We start from the raw sequence: 15,903 nt of genomic DNA, 5'->3' as shown, positions 1-15,903 counted from the left end.
CATCGGGAAATAGGTGTAACATACGTGTCAGTTATTAACGCTCACATGCAGCAACAGGAGTAAAAATGCAAAAGATAGTGATCATCGCGAACGGTGCAGCCTATGGAAGCGAGTCGTTATTCAACAGTCTGCGTCTGGCCATCGCTCTGCGCGAGCAGGAGGGCAGCCTCGACCTGCGTCTGTTTTTAATGTCGGATGCCGTCACTGCAGGGCTGCGCGGGCAGAAACCGGGGGAAGGTTATAATATTCAGCAAATGCTGGAAATCCTGACAGCACAAAACGTTCCGGTAAAACTCTGCAAAACCTGTACCGATGGCCGCGGGATCACCGCTCTGCCGTTAATTGATGGCGTTGAAGTCGGTACGCTGGTGGAACTGGCTCAGTGGACGCTGGCAGCAGATAAGGTTTTGACCTTCTGATGCCAACACTTTCAGGCAAGCGTACTGAAAGTGCCGGTAATTTCCCGATTTAATCTCAGATGGGCGCGGTTTCGTTAAACGTAAGCTCGCCCTTTCAACCCTTTTAAGGGATTTTGTCATTTTTGTTTAATCGTTATGCCATTTTTTGATCAAAATCAGCATCCTGCCCCCTCCCCTTTGGTGTTATGCAATGAGTGAAATGTGAACAACATCACGCAGCACTTTCGACAGAAAGTACGTTGTTTTCAAGAACGGGGTGAAAAATGGCATTAGTGAAGGCAAGTTTGAAATTATTTGGTGGAGATACGGTGGTGGTACGCTGTTCGGAGCGTTGTCACATCCATCTGATGAGCGAGAAAAATCACGTCAAAGACACGCAGACCGACATTTTAAGCGTGCAGAATCGTGATAACGCATGGCTGACTGTACCGTATACCGGCGTCTGGAACGTGCTGATCGACAGCCACAGCCAGTCTCTGGAGCATTCAATCAGTTATATTGCAGCCTGATGATGTACTGCCCGAAAGCATCTACGCTTATCGGGCACACAACAGATAACCTGGCAACGCCTAGGCAAATCCGGGTCGCATGACGCCTTCCGGCAGGTTCTCTCCCAACAATCTTTTGACCGTAATCACCAGATCGTTAAGACAGTCATCCTGCATGCCCAACTTCACCAATTCCTGTTCCAGCGAGAACAGATATTGCGCGTTAGTTCCCAATGGCCCACTGGCAGAAGCAATAAGCGGCGCGATAACCTGAGCACGGGTATCGGACTCAAACAATGGATGTCGCGGATCCATAATAAAGACCAGCGCACTCACCGTTCGGCCATCATCCAGCGTGAGCTGACACCACGTTGGCAGGTAGCAACCCGTGATCATTTCACGCTTCCACAGCAGGGACAGCTCTTGCTCCAGCGATGCATCCGGTAAACGGTATGCCACACCCGTAGTGCGCCCCCCCTCTTTCAGGGCCAACATCCGTCCCGGCTGACACGCCGTTCCTCGCCCTGCCGTCAGGCGCAAACAAAATGCGCGATGCCAGCCGACTAACGTCCCGGTACAGGACTCTTCAAACTCTAACGCCGGGTTCCACATCAACGATCCATAACCAAAGATCCACACCGGTCCATCATCTGGACGGCAGGCAAGCGTGGCGGCCAGTGAGGCTGCCCGTTGTTCCGCCGACCAGAGTAGTGATTCTTCAATATCACCAAATGCCGTCTTACAGTCAGCATTCAATAAAAAATCACGCGTTAACACCTTACACCTCCGCCACTGCGACTTCCCTGCGACAACTTTTTTGACGCCTTCCAGGCTTTTTTACTGCTCATTTTGAAACCAATACCAGGACAATAGGCAATTCATCGACTGCATGCAAGGCAACAAAGGCTCAACGGCACTTTATATCCTCTTTTTATGTCCCGGTCTGGCGCGACCGTCAGCATCTCATCGTGTGATATTTTGATTGATTTAGAAATCTAACATCTTGTTATTTAAATGCTCTCTAAACAAGACACACCATTTTGCTCACTTTGATGCAAAAAATGGTCCATGCCGTAAAATTACGTAAAATCAGATCGGAAATACCGAAAGATCTGTTATTTTTTACATTCTTTAATACATTTATAATTATAAGCACCTGCAGAGATGGAGAATTAATTACATGACACATGCACATGAGGCGGTAAAAACCCGCCACAAGGAGACCTCACTCGCCTTTCCGATTTTGGCGCTGGTAGTACTGTTCTTTTGGGGGAGCAGTCAGTCACTACCAGTGGTCATCGGCATTAACGCACTAGCTCTTATTGGTATATTAAGTAGCGCATTCAGCGTTGTCCGTCATGCAGACGTATTAGCTCACCGACTTGGTGAACCCTATGGCTCGCTGATTCTCAGCCTTTCGGTGGTTATTCTCGAAGTCAGTTTAATTTCCGCATTAATGGCAACTGGTGACGCCGCACCCACGCTAATGCGCGATACGCTCTATTCAATCATTATGATCGTAACCGGTGGGCTGGTCGGGTTTTCATTACTGTTGGGTGGCCGCAAATTTGCCACCCAGTATATGAACCTGTTCGGTATTAAGCAGTATTTAATTGCTCTATTTCCGCTGGCCATTATCGTGCTGGTATTCCCGATGGCATTACCGGGAGCGAATTTCACCACCGCACAGGCACTGCTGGTAGCCTTAATTTCAGCAGCAATGTACGGCGTATTTTTGCTGATCCAGACTAAAACACACCAGAGCCTGTTCATTTACGAACATGAAGATGAGGGGGACGGCGATGACCCACATCACGGTAAACCTTCAGCGCACAGCAATCTGTGGCACGCAGCCTGGCTTGTCATCCATTTGATTGCCGTTATTGCCGTTACCAAAATGAATGCCAATCCGCTGGAAACATTACTCACTGAGCTGAATGCACCAGTGGCATTTACCGGTTTCCTGGTGGCGTTGCTTATTCTCTCCCCTGAGGGTTTAGGTGCGTTGAAAGCAGTACTGAACAATCAGGTGCAGCGAGCGATGAATTTATTCTTCGGCTCAGTACTTGCCACCATCTCACTGACCGTACCCGTCGTCACACTGATTGCCTGGGCAACAGGGAATGACCTGGTGTTCGCGCTGGGCGCACCAGAGATGATTGTCATGGTTTCTTCGCTGGTGCTGTGCCATATCTCCTTCTCCACCGGACGCACCAATGTGCTCAACGGTGCAGCGCATCTGGCACTGTTTATCGCCTACCTGATGACGATATTCGCCTGATAATCAACTCAGGTGCAACCCACGGCCCTTTGCAGGGCCGTTTTTTTATCCTGGTTTATTGCTCCGGGTAGACCTGTTGGCCATCCACAAACGTTAATAGCGCTTGTGTCTGGTGCAGTTTATCTGCAGTAACTGCCAGAACATCCTGATCCAGAACGGCAAAATCAGCGAGCTTGCCAGCGCGCAAACTCCCTCTCTGCTGTTCGGCAAATGCCAGCCAGGCGGCATTTAGCGTATACATTTTTAACGCATCTTCCCGGCTGATCCGACGTTCCTCATCACGTACAGAGCCGTCGAGCGCTTTCCCCGTCACATGGTATTCAATGGCATGCCACACACCCGCAACGCCAATTCTTGTCGCATCCGTTCCCCCTGCAACGATCACGCCTTGCTCTAGTGCGGGTTGAATGGGGGATGACTGTGCTGCAACGGTTTTACCATTAGCGCGTTCAATGGCGGGAGATTCAAAATATGGCCCCATCTGCACGGAATAGGCTAAACCTAATTGCTTCATCCGGGCTATCGTCTCTGCCGTACCGGTATTTAAATGGGCTATTGACCAGCGAAGCTGGGTAATATCATGCGTTTGCAGGGTTTGCAGGCAGCGCCTGATTCAGTTCCTGTAGGGTGGGATCTCGCTTTTCAACAAATTGTTCAGGTATCCATGATCCCACCACGGCCACCCACTGCGCTGCGTTTTTCTCTTCTGCCGATTGCGACAGTTTGCGCAGAGCATCAGGTATAGTTTTAGCATCAAACCAGTAGGTTTCGAATAAGAACGTCCTTCCTCCGCGAATACCATGCAGATGCGTATCAATTAATCCGGGGATCACCGTTTTACCCGCAAGATTAATTTCTCGCGTATTCTGCCCTGACCATTTTTTAATCTCTTCATTATTTCCGACAGCAATAATGTGTTGCCCTTTTACCGCCAGAGCCTGCGCGTTTGGCTGTTGTTCGTCCATGGTAATAAGCTGGCCGTTATACAAAACAACATCAGCTTTATCCTGTGCAGAAGCCAAAAAGGATGTCCCCATCAGCATTACAGCCAACGCCATATTACGCATCGCAGGAGGAGGTGTTTTGAAGCAAAGGCCCATTTTACTCATCATGTTTATCTTCCTTTCTTGTGCAAAGCTAATCAGGAAACCTGTGCCGAAACGCAAGGCTGGCAAGTTGCGCGCTGGATACCAGTTGTTCAAGCGAGTGTCCGCAACGCGCTTTTCCCGACAAACCCAACATCGTGGTACAGACGTAATCGGTCATACTTTTCGCCTCTTCGGGGTAACGCTGGGCAATAAAGTTATGGATCTTATTTTCAGCTACCGAGTAGAACGCACGGGCGGCATTGCGTGCCTCAGGGTCATTGCAATGTGTTCCTTCCAGCACTAAACATCCTGCCGCATCGGGATCGGCTGCGTAATGACGTGCCGCCTCCTCAAGCAGCGTTGCCAGACAGTCAGCAACAGGTCTGTCGGCACATAAAATATCGTCAAAAGGGATCGCATCGGTTTGTACGTAACGGCTCAATACTCGTTGATAAAGGCCGAGCTTATTCCCAAAAGCAGCGTAGAAACTGGGGGGTTTGATACCCAGTACCTGAGTGACATCCGCCACGCTAACGGTATCGTAGCCGTGAGCGTGAAATAAACGTTGTACCGTCGCAACCGCCTGTTCTGGGTCAAAATTACGTGGTCGACCCGGCGCGCGTGAGCATTTTGTAGTGACCATTATAAATCCATTGACAGAAAACCATGCGCCCATTATATATCGATCACTACATAATTGTTCAAGGAGTATCTGATGTCTTCATTCAAGGGTAAATCGGTGCTGGTTCTTGGTGGTAGTCGTGGGATCGGTGCGGCAATTGTACGCCGCTTTGCCGCGGAGGGCGCATCCGTCACCTTCACGTATTCCGGCTCTCCTGACGCCGCCAAAGCGCTGGCCGATGAGACTGGCACCCATACGGCGCAAACCGACAGCGCCAGACGCGAGGACGTTATCGCACGGGTGCGGGAAAGTGGCCCGTTAGATGTGCTGGTCGTTAACGCTGGGATTATCCTGTTCGGCGACGCGTTGGAGCAGGATCCTGATGAAGTTGAACGTCTTTTCCGCATTAATATTCACGCCCCCTACTACGCCGCGGTGGAGGCTGCACGCCAGATGCCTGATGGAGGACGAATCATTATTATCGGTTCAGTAAATGGTGACCGTATGCCCATCGCCGGTATGGCCTCTTATGCGTTGAGCAAGTCGGCACTACAAGGGATGGCGAGAGGGTTGGCTCGTGATTTTGGTCCGCGTGGTATTACGGTGAACGTTGTGCAACCTGGCCCGATTGATACCGATGCCAATCCGGCAGAAGGCCCGTTGAAAGAGCTGATGCACAGCTTTATGGCACTAAAACGACATGGGCGACCGGAAGAAGTTGCCGGAATGGTTGCCTGGCTTGCTGGACCTGAAGCAGGGTTTGTGACAGGCGCAATGCATACTATTGACGGCGCGTTTGGCGCCTGACGGAAATAACAGGCCGGAGGAATATCCCCCGGCCTGTTGAACGCTCTTAGTTTTCAGTATCCAGCTCGTCGAAGCTTTTCACCAGGTCATCAATGGCTTTAATCTGCGTCAGGAACTGTTCCAGTTTCGCCAGCGGCAGCGCGGATGGACCGTCGCATTTAGCATGGGCTGGATCCGGGTGCGCTTCAATGAACAGACCCGCCAGGCCTACCGCCATACCGGCGCGAGCCAGTTCGGTGACCTGTGCACGACGACCGCCGCTTGCTGCGCCAAACGGGTCGCGGCACTGCAGCGCGTGGGTGACGTCAAAAATCACCGGAGAGTTACCGGAAACTTTCTTCATCACGCTAAAGCCCAGCATATCGACAACCAGGTTGTCATAACCAAAGTTCGCACCACGGTCGCACAGGATAACCTTGTCGTTACCGCCTTCATGGAATTTATCCACGATGTTGCCCATCTGACCCGGGCTTACGAATTGCGGTTTTTTCACGTTAATAACAGCGCCCGTTTTCGCCATCGCTTCTACCAGGTCGGTCTGACGAGCAAGGAATGCCGGCAGCTGAATCACATCCACCACATCGGCAACAGGCTGTGCCTGGCTGGCTTCATGAACGTCGGTGATCACTTTTACGCCAAACGTCTGCTTCAGTTCCTGGAAGATTTTCATCCCTTCTTCAAGACCTGGCCCACGGTAAGAGTGGATGGAAGAACGGTTGGCTTTATCAAAGGAGGCTTTGAACACGTAAGGGATACCCAGCTTTTGAGTAACGGTTACGTAGTGCTCACAAATGCGCATCGCCAGATCGCGGGATTCCAGCACGTTCATTCCGCCAAACAGCACGAACGGCAGGTCATTTGCCACGTTGATGTCGCCAATGCTAACCACTTTTTGTTTCATAGGATCGCCTTAAACGGTAGGTAAAGTGTTATTAATCAATGTAATACAATTTGCTTGTGCGAAATAGTATTAATCTGCGCACGGATCATTTCGCTGATCGGGTCTTCCGGACACTGCTCAACGAAATAACTTAAATCAGTCAGCGCAACATGTTCACATTCCAGCTGCGCGTAGATTAATCCGCGATCGCGTATTTCATACGGATCCTCAGGATTAAACTGCAGTAATGCTTCGCTGGCTCGCAGCGCCAGTTCCATTTGTCGCTCTTCCATTAGCGATGATTTCAGCGTGTCGAGCAGTTTGCGGATCACTTCCGCGTTATCCGCTTCGTCAAGATCCTCGTTGAACAGTTCAGCAACCGGGCTAATGTTACCCTTCAGCCACACTTCCAACGTGTGTTCATTTAACGTTTCGCCATTGAACGGATTGATTAGCCACATTTCACCATCGAGCGATTCAATACGCAGGATGAGTTGTGTCGGGAAAATCACCGGTACCAACGGCAGATCCAGTCGGTTAGCAATCCACAATAAGATGGCACCGAGTGAAACCGCACTGCCCTGACGATTTTTCAGAACCTGGTCGAGCCATAGTGCATCAGAAAGACGATAGACGCCGTGGGTGTCCGTAAAACCCCATTCGCCGTAAAAAAGTGCCAGCAGTTTATCCAGTTGCTCATCCTGAGACAGGAGCTGGCTAATTTCTTCTTGCGCCAGACCAACCAGACGTTCCAGTTCGTCATAGACAGTTTGTGTTGGAAAATCCAGACGGATAGACTCCGACGCCAGGATCATCCCATCACACAACGGCGCTTTATTAAATTCGAAATCAGCTAACGACCTCATGACTTACCCCAGTAACGGTATTTTTGTGGTGGCGAGTTTAATGATGATGTACAGCACCACCAGCGCCAGCGGAAATGCGATTAATCGCGCCTGCTGACTGCGCGCCCGACGGTAATCGAGCGCAATAAAACCCAAAACGATGTAAATGATAACCCCAAACAGCTTTTCAGTCAGCCATGTCCCCTGCTCGGTGAATGGCAGGATGTGCGTTTTAGCGATCAACGCCACGCCGCTGAGGAGTAAAACGGTATCAATGATCGGTGGCAGAATACGCGTCCAGCGCGATGATGCAAGACGTGTATTGGTAGAACGCCACCAAAAACGCAACGTGAGTAGCCCGACAGAAAGCACGATGCTAACGAGATGAATAGTAAGTAGTGTGCTGAACGAATTCATGATGGGATGCGCCCGAGCGTAATCCGCTCGTTGCCGCCATAGTCACGACAGGTTTCAACCGCCTGGTAACCTGCGCGGGTAAACGCGTCGCGTACCGCCTCACCCTGTTGCCAGCCATGTTCCAGCAACAGATAACCGCCGGGCGTTAGCATGTGTCGAGACTGATCAATGATATGCACGATATCCGCCATACCCTGCTCGCCCGCTACCAGTGCCGATAGCGGCTCAAAACGTACATCGCCCTGCGCCAGGTGAGGATCCTGCTCGTCGATGTACGGCGGGTTACTGACGATCATCTCAAACTGCTGCCCCTGCAAAGCACTGAACCAGTCACTTTGCAACACATGCACATTGTCGATAGCCAGATTTTGTCGATTGCGGTTTGCCAGGTTTACGGCATCCGGCATGCGGTCAACTGCTGTCACCGTGCAATCCGGACGCTCAGACGCCAGCGCCAGCGCGATGGCGCCTGTACCGGTTCCCAAGTCGAGAATACGGCACGGCGAGGCAGGCAAACGCGCCAGTGCCTGTTCAACCAGGCACTCGGTATCCGGGCGTGGAATAAGCGTAGCCGGAGACACAAACAGCGGCAGCGACCAGAACTCGCGCACGCCGGTCAGATGTGCCACCGGCTCACCCCGCTGACGGCGTTCCAGTAATGTATCGAGCAGTTGACGCTGCGCCTCGGTTAACACCGTTTCGCCGAACGCCAGAATAAAGGTGCGCCCCTTACCGGTGACAAACTCGAGTAAAATCTCGGCGTCGCGGCGCGGGCTTTCGCTTGCCTGTAATTGGCTTATCGCTTCACGCAGCCAGTGCTGATAATCCATTAATCCTGCTCGGACAACGCCGCCAGTTGGTCGGCCTGGTATTCCTGGACAATCGGCTCAATCAGCATATCCAGTTTGCCTTCCATCGCTTCATCCAGACGGTAGAGCGTCAGGTTAATGCGGTGATCGGTCACACGACCCTGCGGGAAGTTATAGGTGCGGTTACGATCGCTGCGATCGCCGCTGCCCAACAGGTTACGACGTTCAGAGGCTTCCGCCTGTTGACGTCTTGCCACTTCGGCGGCACGAATTCGCGCCCCCAGCACCGACATCGCTTTGGCTTTGTTTTTATGCTGTGAACGTTCGTCCTGGCATTCCACCACGATACCGGTCGGTAAGTGGGTAATACGGATTGCGGAGTCGGTGGTGTTAACGTGCTGACCGCCCGCGCCTGATGAACGGAAGGTATCAATACGCAGATCGGCCGGGTTGATGTCCGGCAGTTCGGCATCCGGCAGTTCCGGCATGACAGCGACCGTACAGGCAGAAGTATGAATACGCCCCTGCGATTCCGTCGCAGGTACGCGCTGCACGCGATGGCCGCCGGACTCAAACTTCAGTCGCCCGTAAACGCCTTCGCCGCTAATCTTGGCAATGACTTCTTTAAACCCGCCATGTTCGCCTTCGCTGGCGCTCATGATCTCTACCCGCCAGCGACGCGATTCAGCGTAACGGCTGTACATGCGGAACAGATCGCCGGCAAACAGCGCCGCTTCATCACCACCGGTTCCCGCACGCACTTCGAGGAAGGCGTTACGTTCGTCATCGGGGTCTTTAGGTAACAGCAGGACCTGCAGATGCTGTTCCAACTGCTCGCATTTCTCTTTTGCTTCGCGCAGTTCATCCTGCGCCATTTCACGCATTTCAGGATCGTCGAGCATCATCTGAGCCGTCTCGATATCTTCCTGAACCTGTTGCCAGTCCGTAAAACAGCGAGAGACATCGCTTAATTGCGCATATTCGCGCGACAGCGCACGAAAGCGATCCTGGTCTGCGATAGTTCCCGCATCACCGAGCAGCGCCTGAACTTCTTCATGGCGTTCATGCAGGGCTTCCAGTTTGGCAACGATAGAAGGCTTCATAGGCGTAAATGCACCCTGTAAAAAATGAGATTGGTGTATTGCTACTCCAGCCCGAGGCTGTCGCGCAGAATATTCAGGCGTTCACTGTCCCCGTCACGGGCGGCCTGTTGAAGTGATTTGGTTGGTGCGTGGATCAGGCGGTTAGTCAGCTTCCACGCCAGGTCCTGCATAATGGCTTGCGCATCACCGCCCTGTTCCAGAGCAGCCAACGCTTTAGCGGTCAGTTCATCACGGATTTGTTCAGACTGACTGCGATAATCGCGGATGGTCTCGCTTGCGCTTTGTGCTCGCAGCCAGGCCATAAACTCGCTGGTTTCCTGCGCAACGATGGTTTCCGCTTCCACGGCGGCCGCTTTGCGCTGCGCCAGGTTATGCGAAATGATGCTTTGCAGGTCGTCAACACTGTACAAATAGGCGTTGGACAGTTTGCCCACTTCCGGTTCAACATCGCGTGGTACCGCAATATCGACCAGCAGCATAGGCTGATTACGGCGATTTTTTAGCGCACGTTCGACCATCCCCTTGCCAATAATAGGCAGCGGGCTGGCGGTAGAGCTGATAATAATATCGGCATCCTGTAAGCGGGCATCAATATCGCTCAGAGAAATCACCTCGGCGCCGACTTCATCGGCCAGCACCTGCGCACGCTCACGTGTGCGGTTAGCGATGATCATCTTCTTCACTTTGTGCTCACGCAGATGTCGCGCCACCAGCTCGATGGTCTCGCCGGCACCCACTAACAACACGGTTACCGTGGAAAGGGATTCAAAGATCTGCCGCGCCAGGGTACAGGCAGCAAACGCGACGGACACCGCGCTGGCACCGATATCCGTTTCTGTGCGTACACGCTTCGCGACAGAGAATGATTTCTGGAACATACGTTCCAGCGCACTGGCGTTCAGATGGCCTTTTTGCGAGTCCGCAAAGGCTTTTTTCACCTGCCCCAGAATTTGTGGCTCGCCAAGCACCAGCGAATCCAGACCGCTGGCGACACGCATCAGATGGCTGACGGCGTCGTTGTCCTGGTGCCAGTAGAGGCTACTGCGCAGGTCTTCTTCGTTCAGATTGTGGTACTCACACAGCCAGCGAATCAGCGCTTCCTGCAGGTTATCCTGCTCTTCTACGCTGAGATACAGCTCTGTGCGGTTACACGTCGACAGCACTACCCCGCCCTGCACCATTGGCTGCGCAAGCAGGCTGTCCAGCGCCTGATCGAGCGTATCCGGCGAAAACGTTACGCGTTCTCGCAGCGATACAGGTGCCGTTTTATGGTTAATACCAAGCGCTAAAAGGGTCATGTGTGCGGGAATAGTACCAGCGTTGATAAGGTTAGACTGGGAGCATCATACAGGATGCGTGCAGCCAATAAAAGAGACTGCCCCCTTTTGGAGTAATAGCTTACGGTTTAAATTAAGATAACGTGACCGTAGACGATATTCACGGTCGGCGCTAGCATTAAGGGTTATAACTGCAACCGCTGGCATGATTTTGCCGGATGGCGAAAAACGCGTCTTTTCCGACCTGCGAATTCAGTTTGTAGGCCTGATAAGCGCCGCGCCATCAGGCAATTAATGCACCGTATTACAAGGATTTGTCATCATTATGACCCTGCCTGATTTTCGCCTGATTCGCCTGCTGCCGCTGGCGGCCCTGGTTCTTACTGCCTGTACGCTCAACGCGCCGAAAGGTCCCGGCAAAAGCCCCGACTCTCCGCAGTGGCGCCAGCACCAGCAGGAAGTGCGCGCCCTGAACCAATATCAGACACGCGGTGCGTTTGCCTATATTTCCGACCAGCAGAAAGTGTATGCCCGCTTTTTCTGGCAGCAAACTGGCCAGGATCGCTATCGCCTTCTGCTAACCAATCCGTTGGGCAGTACCGAACTGGAACTGAACGCGCAACCGGGCAACGTGGAACTCGTCGACAACAAAGGGAAGCACTACACCGCTGACGACGCCGAAGAGATGATTGGTAAACTGACCGGCATGCCTATTCCATTGAACAGCTTGCGCCAGTGGATCCTGGGTCTGCCGGGAGACGCCACCGATTATAAACTTGACGACCAATATCGTCTGAGCGAAGTGAATTACAGTAAAGATGGCAAAAGCTGGAAAGTCGTGTACAGCGCCTACGACAGCAAAACACAGCCGGCGATGCCTGCAAATATGGAGCTGTCCGACGGCTCCCAGCGCATTAAGCTGAAAATGGATAACTGGATTGTGAAATGATGACCCGTTGGCCCTCTCCGGCAAAATTGAATTTATTTCTATACATCACCGGGCAGCGTGCGGACGGTTATCACACGCTGCAGACGTTGTTCCAGTTTCTGGATTACGGCGATACGATAGATATTGCGCTGCGCAGCGACGGTGAAATTCATCTGTTAACGCCCGTTGATGGGGTTGAGCATGAAGACAACCTGATCGTTCGCGCAGCGCGTTTGCTAATGACAACGGCGTCTGAAAGCAATCGTCTTCCCAAAGGGAGCGGCGCGGACATCAGTATCGACAAACGCCTGCCGATGGGCGGCGGCCTCGGTGGTGGCTCATCGAATGCGGCGACCGTTTTAGTGGCGCTGAATCATCTGTGGCAGTGTGGGTTGTCTGTAGATGAACTGGCAATACTGGGCTTAACGCTGGGCGCCGACGTACCGGTATTCGTTCGCGGTCACGCAGCCTTTGCTGAAGGCGTAGGAGAAATTCTGACGCCGGTCAATCCAGCAGAAAAATGGTACCTGGTCGCCCATCCGGGAGTCAGTATTCCAACGCCGGTGATTTTTAACGATCCTGACCTCCCCCGTAACACGCCAAAAAGGTCAATAGAAACGTTACTAAAATGTGAATTCGGCAATGATTGCGAGGTTATCGCAAGAAAACGTTTTCGCGAGGTTGATGCGGCGCTTTCCTGGCTGTTAGAATACGCGCCGTCGCGCCTGACTGGTACAGGGGCTTGTGTCTTTGCTGAATTTGACACTGAGTCTCGTGCTCGCCAGGTGCTTGAGCAAGCCCCGGATTGGCTCAAAGGCTTTGTGGCGAAAGGTGTCAACCTCTCCCCATTGCACAGAGCGCTACTCTAAATCATTTGGGTTTCAGGAAGATGGCGAGATGACGAATCGCCAGACACATACAAAAGTATGTGACTGGTGTGAGAAATTGATGCCAGCACATGAAACGCGGCTGATGACGAGTAAGCCGGGCAAGCTGAGTTGCGGTGACAACGTCACCCTGTTCCAGACGTTGCATCGCGCTCTTTAATACACCGCCTGGAGAGGATACTGCCTGGCCCGCACAGTTTTCGGCAGATTCTTTCCACCAATGGACGCATGCCTGAGGTTCTTCTCGTGCCTGATATGAAGCTTTTTGCTGGTAACGCCACCCCGGAACTAGCACAACGTATTGCCAACCGCCTGTACACTTCACTCGGCGACGCCGCTGTAGGTCGCTTTAGCGACGGCGAAGTCAGCGTACAAATTAATGAAAATGTACGCGGTGGTGATATTTTCATCATCCAGTCCACTTGTGCCCCTACTAACGACAACCTGATGGAATTGGTCGTTATGGTTGATGCGCTGCGCCGTGCTTCCGCAGGCCGTATCACCGCCGTTATCCCTTACTTCGGCTATGCACGTCAGGATCGTCGCGTACGTTCTGCTCGTGTTCCGATTACCGCTAAAGTCGTCGCGGACTTCCTGTCCAGCGTTGGCGTTGACCGCGTCCTCACCGTTGACCTGCATGCTGAACAGATCCAGGGCTTCTTTGATGTGCCGGTTGATAACGTATTCGGTAGCCCGATTCTGTTAGAAGACATGCTGCAGTTGAATCTGGACAACCCGATTGTGGTTTCTCCAGACATCGGTGGCGTCGTGCGTGCCCGCGCTATCGCTAAACTGCTGAACGATACCGATATGGCTATCATCGATAAACGTCGCCCGCGTGCGAACGTTTCTCAGGTGATGCACATCATTGGTGACGTTGCGGGCCGTGACTGCGTGCTGGTTGATGACATGATCGATACCGGCGGTACGCTGTGTAAAGCAGCTGAAGCGCTGAAAGAGCGTGGTGCTAAACGCGTATTTGCTTATGCAACTCACCCGATCTTCTCAGGTAATGCGGCAAACAACCTGCGCAACTCAGTAATTGATGAAGTCGTTGTCTGTGACACCATTCCACTGACCGACGAAATCAAAGCACTGCCAAACGTGCGTACGTTGACTCTGTCGGGTATGCTGGCCGAAGCGATTCGTCGTATCAGCAACGAAGAATCCATCTCTGCTATGTTCGAGCATTAATCGAACCCGGCTCAAAAACCCGCTGCGGCGGGTTTTTTTATCTGTAATATTTATTTGTATGACTTTTGCCTCCTTCACCTGCCATTCAATTGACAGATGATGCGCCCATGGATGAAACATTATTGTGAACAGATTATTTTCCTCACATGTGATGCCTTTCCGCGCCCTCATCGACGCTTGTTGGAAAGAAAAATATACCGTTTCTCGCTTTACCCGCGACCTGATCGCCGGGATAACGGTTGGGATAATTGCCATTCCGCTGGCGATGGCGCTGGCAATCGGTAGTGGCGTTGCACCACAGTACGGCCTGTACACCTCTGCCGTGGCTGGGATTGTTATCGCCCTCACCGGGGGCTCACGCTTTAGCGTATCAGGCCCAACTGCCGCCTTCGTGGTGATTTTGTATCCGGTGTCGCAACAGTTTGGACTGGCAGGTCTGCTGGTCGCCACGCTAATGTCCGGGATATTCCTGATCCTTTTCGGCCTCGCTCGATTTGGCCGCCTGATCGAATACATTCCGGTGTCCGTTACGTTAGGTTTTACCTCGGGTATTGGTATCACCATCGGTACCATGCAGATTAAAGATTTTCTTGGCCTGCAGATGGCTCATGTCCCTGAGCACTACCTGCAGAAGGTCGGCGCGCTGTTTATGGCCCTGCCAACCATCAACGTGGGGGATGCCGCGATTGGCGTGGTCACACTGGGGATCCTGATTTTCTGGCCGCGACTGGGGATCCGACTGCCGGGCCACCTTCCGGCTCTGCTGGCTGGCTGCGCGGTGATGGGTATCGTGAACCTGACGGGTGGCCATGTAGCGACCATCGGGTCTCAGTTCCATTACATTCTGGCCGATGGCTCGCAGGGTAACGGTATCCCACAGCTGCTGCCGCAGTTGGTACTGCCATGGGATATGCCAGGGTCCAACTTTACGCTGAGCTGGAGTTCATTACAGGCACTGTTACCCGCAGCCTTTTCGATGGCAATGCTCGGGGCAATCGAATCTCTGCTGTGCGCTGTCGTCCTCGATGGGATGACCGGCACCAAGCATAAGGCCAATAGCGAATTGATTGGTCAGGGTCTGGGCAACATCGTCGCACCGTTCTTTGGCGGTATCACTGCCACTGCGGCAATTGCCCGTTCTGCGGCTAACGTTCGTGCCGGCGCAACGTCGCCAATTTCTGCGGTCATTCACGCGATTCTGGTGATCCTCGCCCTGCTGGTGCTTGCGCCGCTGCTTTCCTGGTTACCGCTGTCCGCGATGGCTGCCCTGCTGCTGATGGTGGCATGGAACATGAGTGAAGCGCATAAAGTTGTGGATCTCCTGCGCCACGCGCCAAAAGACGACATCATCGTTATGCTGATGTGTATGTCTTTGACGGTGCTGTTCGATATGGTTATCGCCATCAGCGTCGGTATCGTTCTCGCTTCGCTGCTGTTTATGCGCCGTATTGCACGCATGACGCGTCTGGCGCCGGTCAACGTAGACGTACCAAACGATGTACTGGTACTACGCGTTATTGGCCCGCTTTTCTTTGCCGCAGCAGAGGGACTCTTTACCGATCTCGAATCTCGCCTTGAAGGCAAACGCATTGTGGTGCTGAAGTGGGACGCGGTCCCGGTACTGGATGCCGGTGGTCTGGACGCCTTCCAGCGTTTTGTTAAACGCCTGCCGGAAGGTTGTGAGTTGCGTATCAGTAATCTGGAATTCCAACCGCTACGCACCATGGCACGCGCGGGTATCCAACCCATCCCCGGCCGTCTGGCGTTCTTCCCGAACCGTGATGCCGCGCTGGCAGATATTTAATCATACGATGTTACCGGCTTGCGCAGGCTTGCCGGTAACACTTCTCTTCTGTAA

At 52.8% G+C, this 15,903-nt stretch carries 17 protein-coding genes and 1 pseudogene; 8 read left to right on the top strand and 10 right to left on the bottom strand.

What is annotated here, in order from left to right; all coding sequences use genetic code 11:
• The first annotated feature begins 65 nt into the window (after positions 1-65).
• Positions 66-419 carry a DsrE/DsrF/TusD sulfur relay family protein gene (locus tag G8S19_RS09870; RefSeq protein ID WP_005126372.1) on the top strand — a complete coding sequence of 118 codons (354 nt, stop codon included), beginning with the start codon at positions 66-68 and terminating at the stop codon, positions 417-419.
• 263 nt (positions 420-682) lie between these two features.
• Positions 683-928: a DUF1883 domain-containing protein gene (locus G8S19_RS09865; RefSeq protein WP_042318612.1), complete on the top strand. Its 246-nt coding sequence runs from the start codon at positions 683-685 to the stop codon at positions 926-928.
• A gap of 60 nt (positions 929-988) precedes the next feature.
• On the opposite strand, the gene G8S19_RS09860 is transcribed toward G8S19_RS09865, so the two are convergent.
• Positions 989-1,684 carry a gamma-glutamylcyclotransferase gene (locus tag G8S19_RS09860; protein WP_101743259.1) on the bottom strand — a complete coding sequence of 232 codons (696 nt, stop codon included), beginning with the start codon at positions 1,682-1,684 and terminating at the stop codon, positions 989-991.
• 403 nt (positions 1,685-2,087) lie between these two features.
• On the opposite strand from G8S19_RS09860, the gene chaA reads away from it, so the two are divergent.
• Positions 2,088-3,188, top strand: coding sequence for a sodium-potassium/proton antiporter ChaA (gene chaA / locus G8S19_RS09855; RefSeq protein WP_061068020.1), 1,101 nt, complete (start codon positions 2,088-2,090; stop codon positions 3,186-3,188).
• Positions 3,189-3,243: 55 nt separating this feature from the next.
• Here chaA and G8S19_RS22480 read toward each other — a convergent pair.
• Together G8S19_RS22480 and G8S19_RS09840 are read right to left on the bottom strand one after the other, a co-directional pair.
• A pseudogene (locus tag G8S19_RS22480) lies at positions 3,244-4,255 on the bottom strand (amidohydrolase family protein).
• 70 nt (positions 4,256-4,325) lie between these two features.
• Positions 4,326-4,919: a TetR/AcrR family transcriptional regulator gene (locus tag G8S19_RS09840; protein ID WP_124021105.1), complete on the bottom strand. Its 594-nt coding sequence runs from the start codon at positions 4,917-4,919 to the stop codon at positions 4,326-4,328.
• A gap of 72 nt (positions 4,920-4,991) precedes the next feature.
• Between G8S19_RS09840 and bdcA the strand changes: the two genes are divergently transcribed.
• Complete coding sequence (bdcA, locus tag G8S19_RS09835; RefSeq protein WP_101743261.1) at positions 4,992-5,705, top strand: SDR family oxidoreductase; 714 nt, start codon at positions 4,992-4,994, stop codon at positions 5,703-5,705.
• Positions 5,706-5,751: 46 nt separating this feature from the next.
• Here the strand turns inward: bdcA and kdsA are convergent, their stop codons facing one another.
• Genes kdsA through hemA form a run of 6 tightly spaced genes read right to left on the bottom strand, consistent with a single transcriptional unit; the run spans position 5,752 to position 11,057 of the window.
• Complete coding sequence (gene kdsA / locus G8S19_RS09830) at positions 5,752-6,606, bottom strand: 3-deoxy-8-phosphooctulonate synthase (protein ID WP_048211463.1); 855 nt, start codon at positions 6,604-6,606, stop codon at positions 5,752-5,754.
• 35 nt (positions 6,607-6,641) lie between these two features.
• A complete protein-coding gene (sirB1, locus tag G8S19_RS09825; RefSeq protein WP_048211462.1) occupies positions 6,642-7,451 on the bottom strand; it encodes an invasion regulator SirB1 in 810 nt (269 codons plus the stop codon).
• Positions 7,452-7,454: 3 nt separating this feature from the next.
• The gene (gene sirB2 / locus G8S19_RS09820; RefSeq protein ID WP_061068025.1) at positions 7,455-7,847 is read right to left on the bottom strand and encodes an invasion regulator SirB2; all 393 of its coding nucleotides are present in this window, start codon (positions 7,845-7,847) and stop codon (positions 7,455-7,457) included.
• Positions 7,844-8,677, bottom strand: a complete 834-nt coding sequence (prmC, locus tag G8S19_RS09815) for a peptide chain release factor N(5)-glutamine methyltransferase (RefSeq protein WP_253686507.1) — start codon at positions 8,675-8,677, stop codon at positions 7,844-7,846. The genes sirB2 and prmC overlap by 4 nt, the downstream gene beginning before the upstream one ends.
• Entirely contained in the window at positions 8,677-9,759 is a 1,083-nt protein-coding gene (gene prfA, locus G8S19_RS09810; protein WP_003020786.1) for a peptide chain release factor 1, read from the bottom strand. Before prfA ends, prmC begins: the two co-directional genes overlap by 1 nt.
• A 41-nt stretch (positions 9,760-9,800) precedes the next feature.
• Positions 9,801-11,057 carry a glutamyl-tRNA reductase gene (gene hemA / locus G8S19_RS09805; protein WP_040233235.1) on the bottom strand — a complete coding sequence of 419 codons (1,257 nt, stop codon included), beginning with the start codon at positions 11,055-11,057 and terminating at the stop codon, positions 9,801-9,803.
• 304 nt (positions 11,058-11,361) lie between these two features.
• Between hemA and lolB the strand changes: the two genes are divergently transcribed.
• Together lolB and ispE are read left to right on the top strand one after the other, a co-directional pair.
• On the top strand, positions 11,362-11,985 hold the full coding sequence (lolB, locus tag G8S19_RS09800) for a lipoprotein insertase outer membrane protein LolB (protein WP_048211459.1): 624 nt from the start codon (positions 11,362-11,364) through the stop codon (positions 11,983-11,985).
• Positions 11,982-12,833 (top strand): 4-(cytidine 5'-diphospho)-2-C-methyl-D-erythritol kinase, encoded by an 852-nt coding sequence (gene ispE, locus G8S19_RS09795; protein ID WP_048211458.1) that lies wholly within the window; start codon positions 11,982-11,984, stop codon positions 12,831-12,833. The genes lolB and ispE overlap by 4 nt, the downstream gene beginning before the upstream one ends.
• A 1-nt stretch (position 12,834) precedes the next feature.
• On the opposite strand, the gene G8S19_RS09790 is transcribed toward ispE, so the two are convergent.
• A complete protein-coding gene (locus G8S19_RS09790) occupies positions 12,835-12,999 on the bottom strand; it encodes a hypothetical protein (protein WP_170973050.1) in 165 nt (54 codons plus the stop codon).
• 98 nt (positions 13,000-13,097) lie between these two features.
• Between G8S19_RS09790 and prs the strand changes: the two genes are divergently transcribed.
• Both prs and dauA read left to right on the top strand, forming a co-directional pair.
• Positions 13,098-14,045 (top strand): ribose-phosphate diphosphokinase, encoded by a 948-nt coding sequence (gene prs, locus G8S19_RS09785; protein WP_001518537.1) that lies wholly within the window; start codon positions 13,098-13,100, stop codon positions 14,043-14,045.
• Between the two features lie 151 nt (positions 14,046-14,196).
• Positions 14,197-15,849, top strand: a complete 1,653-nt coding sequence (gene dauA / locus G8S19_RS09780; protein WP_048211457.1) for a C4-dicarboxylic acid transporter DauA — start codon at positions 14,197-14,199, stop codon at positions 15,847-15,849.
• Positions 15,850-15,903: the final 54 nt, after the last annotated feature.

The organism is Citrobacter sp. SX206, assembly GCF_024181025.1.
Lineage (GTDB): Bacteria > Pseudomonadota > Gammaproteobacteria > Enterobacterales > Enterobacteriaceae > Citrobacter > Citrobacter youngae.
Note: the sequence above shows the minus strand (reverse complement) of the source record. Positions and strands in the feature narration are given on the sequence as shown.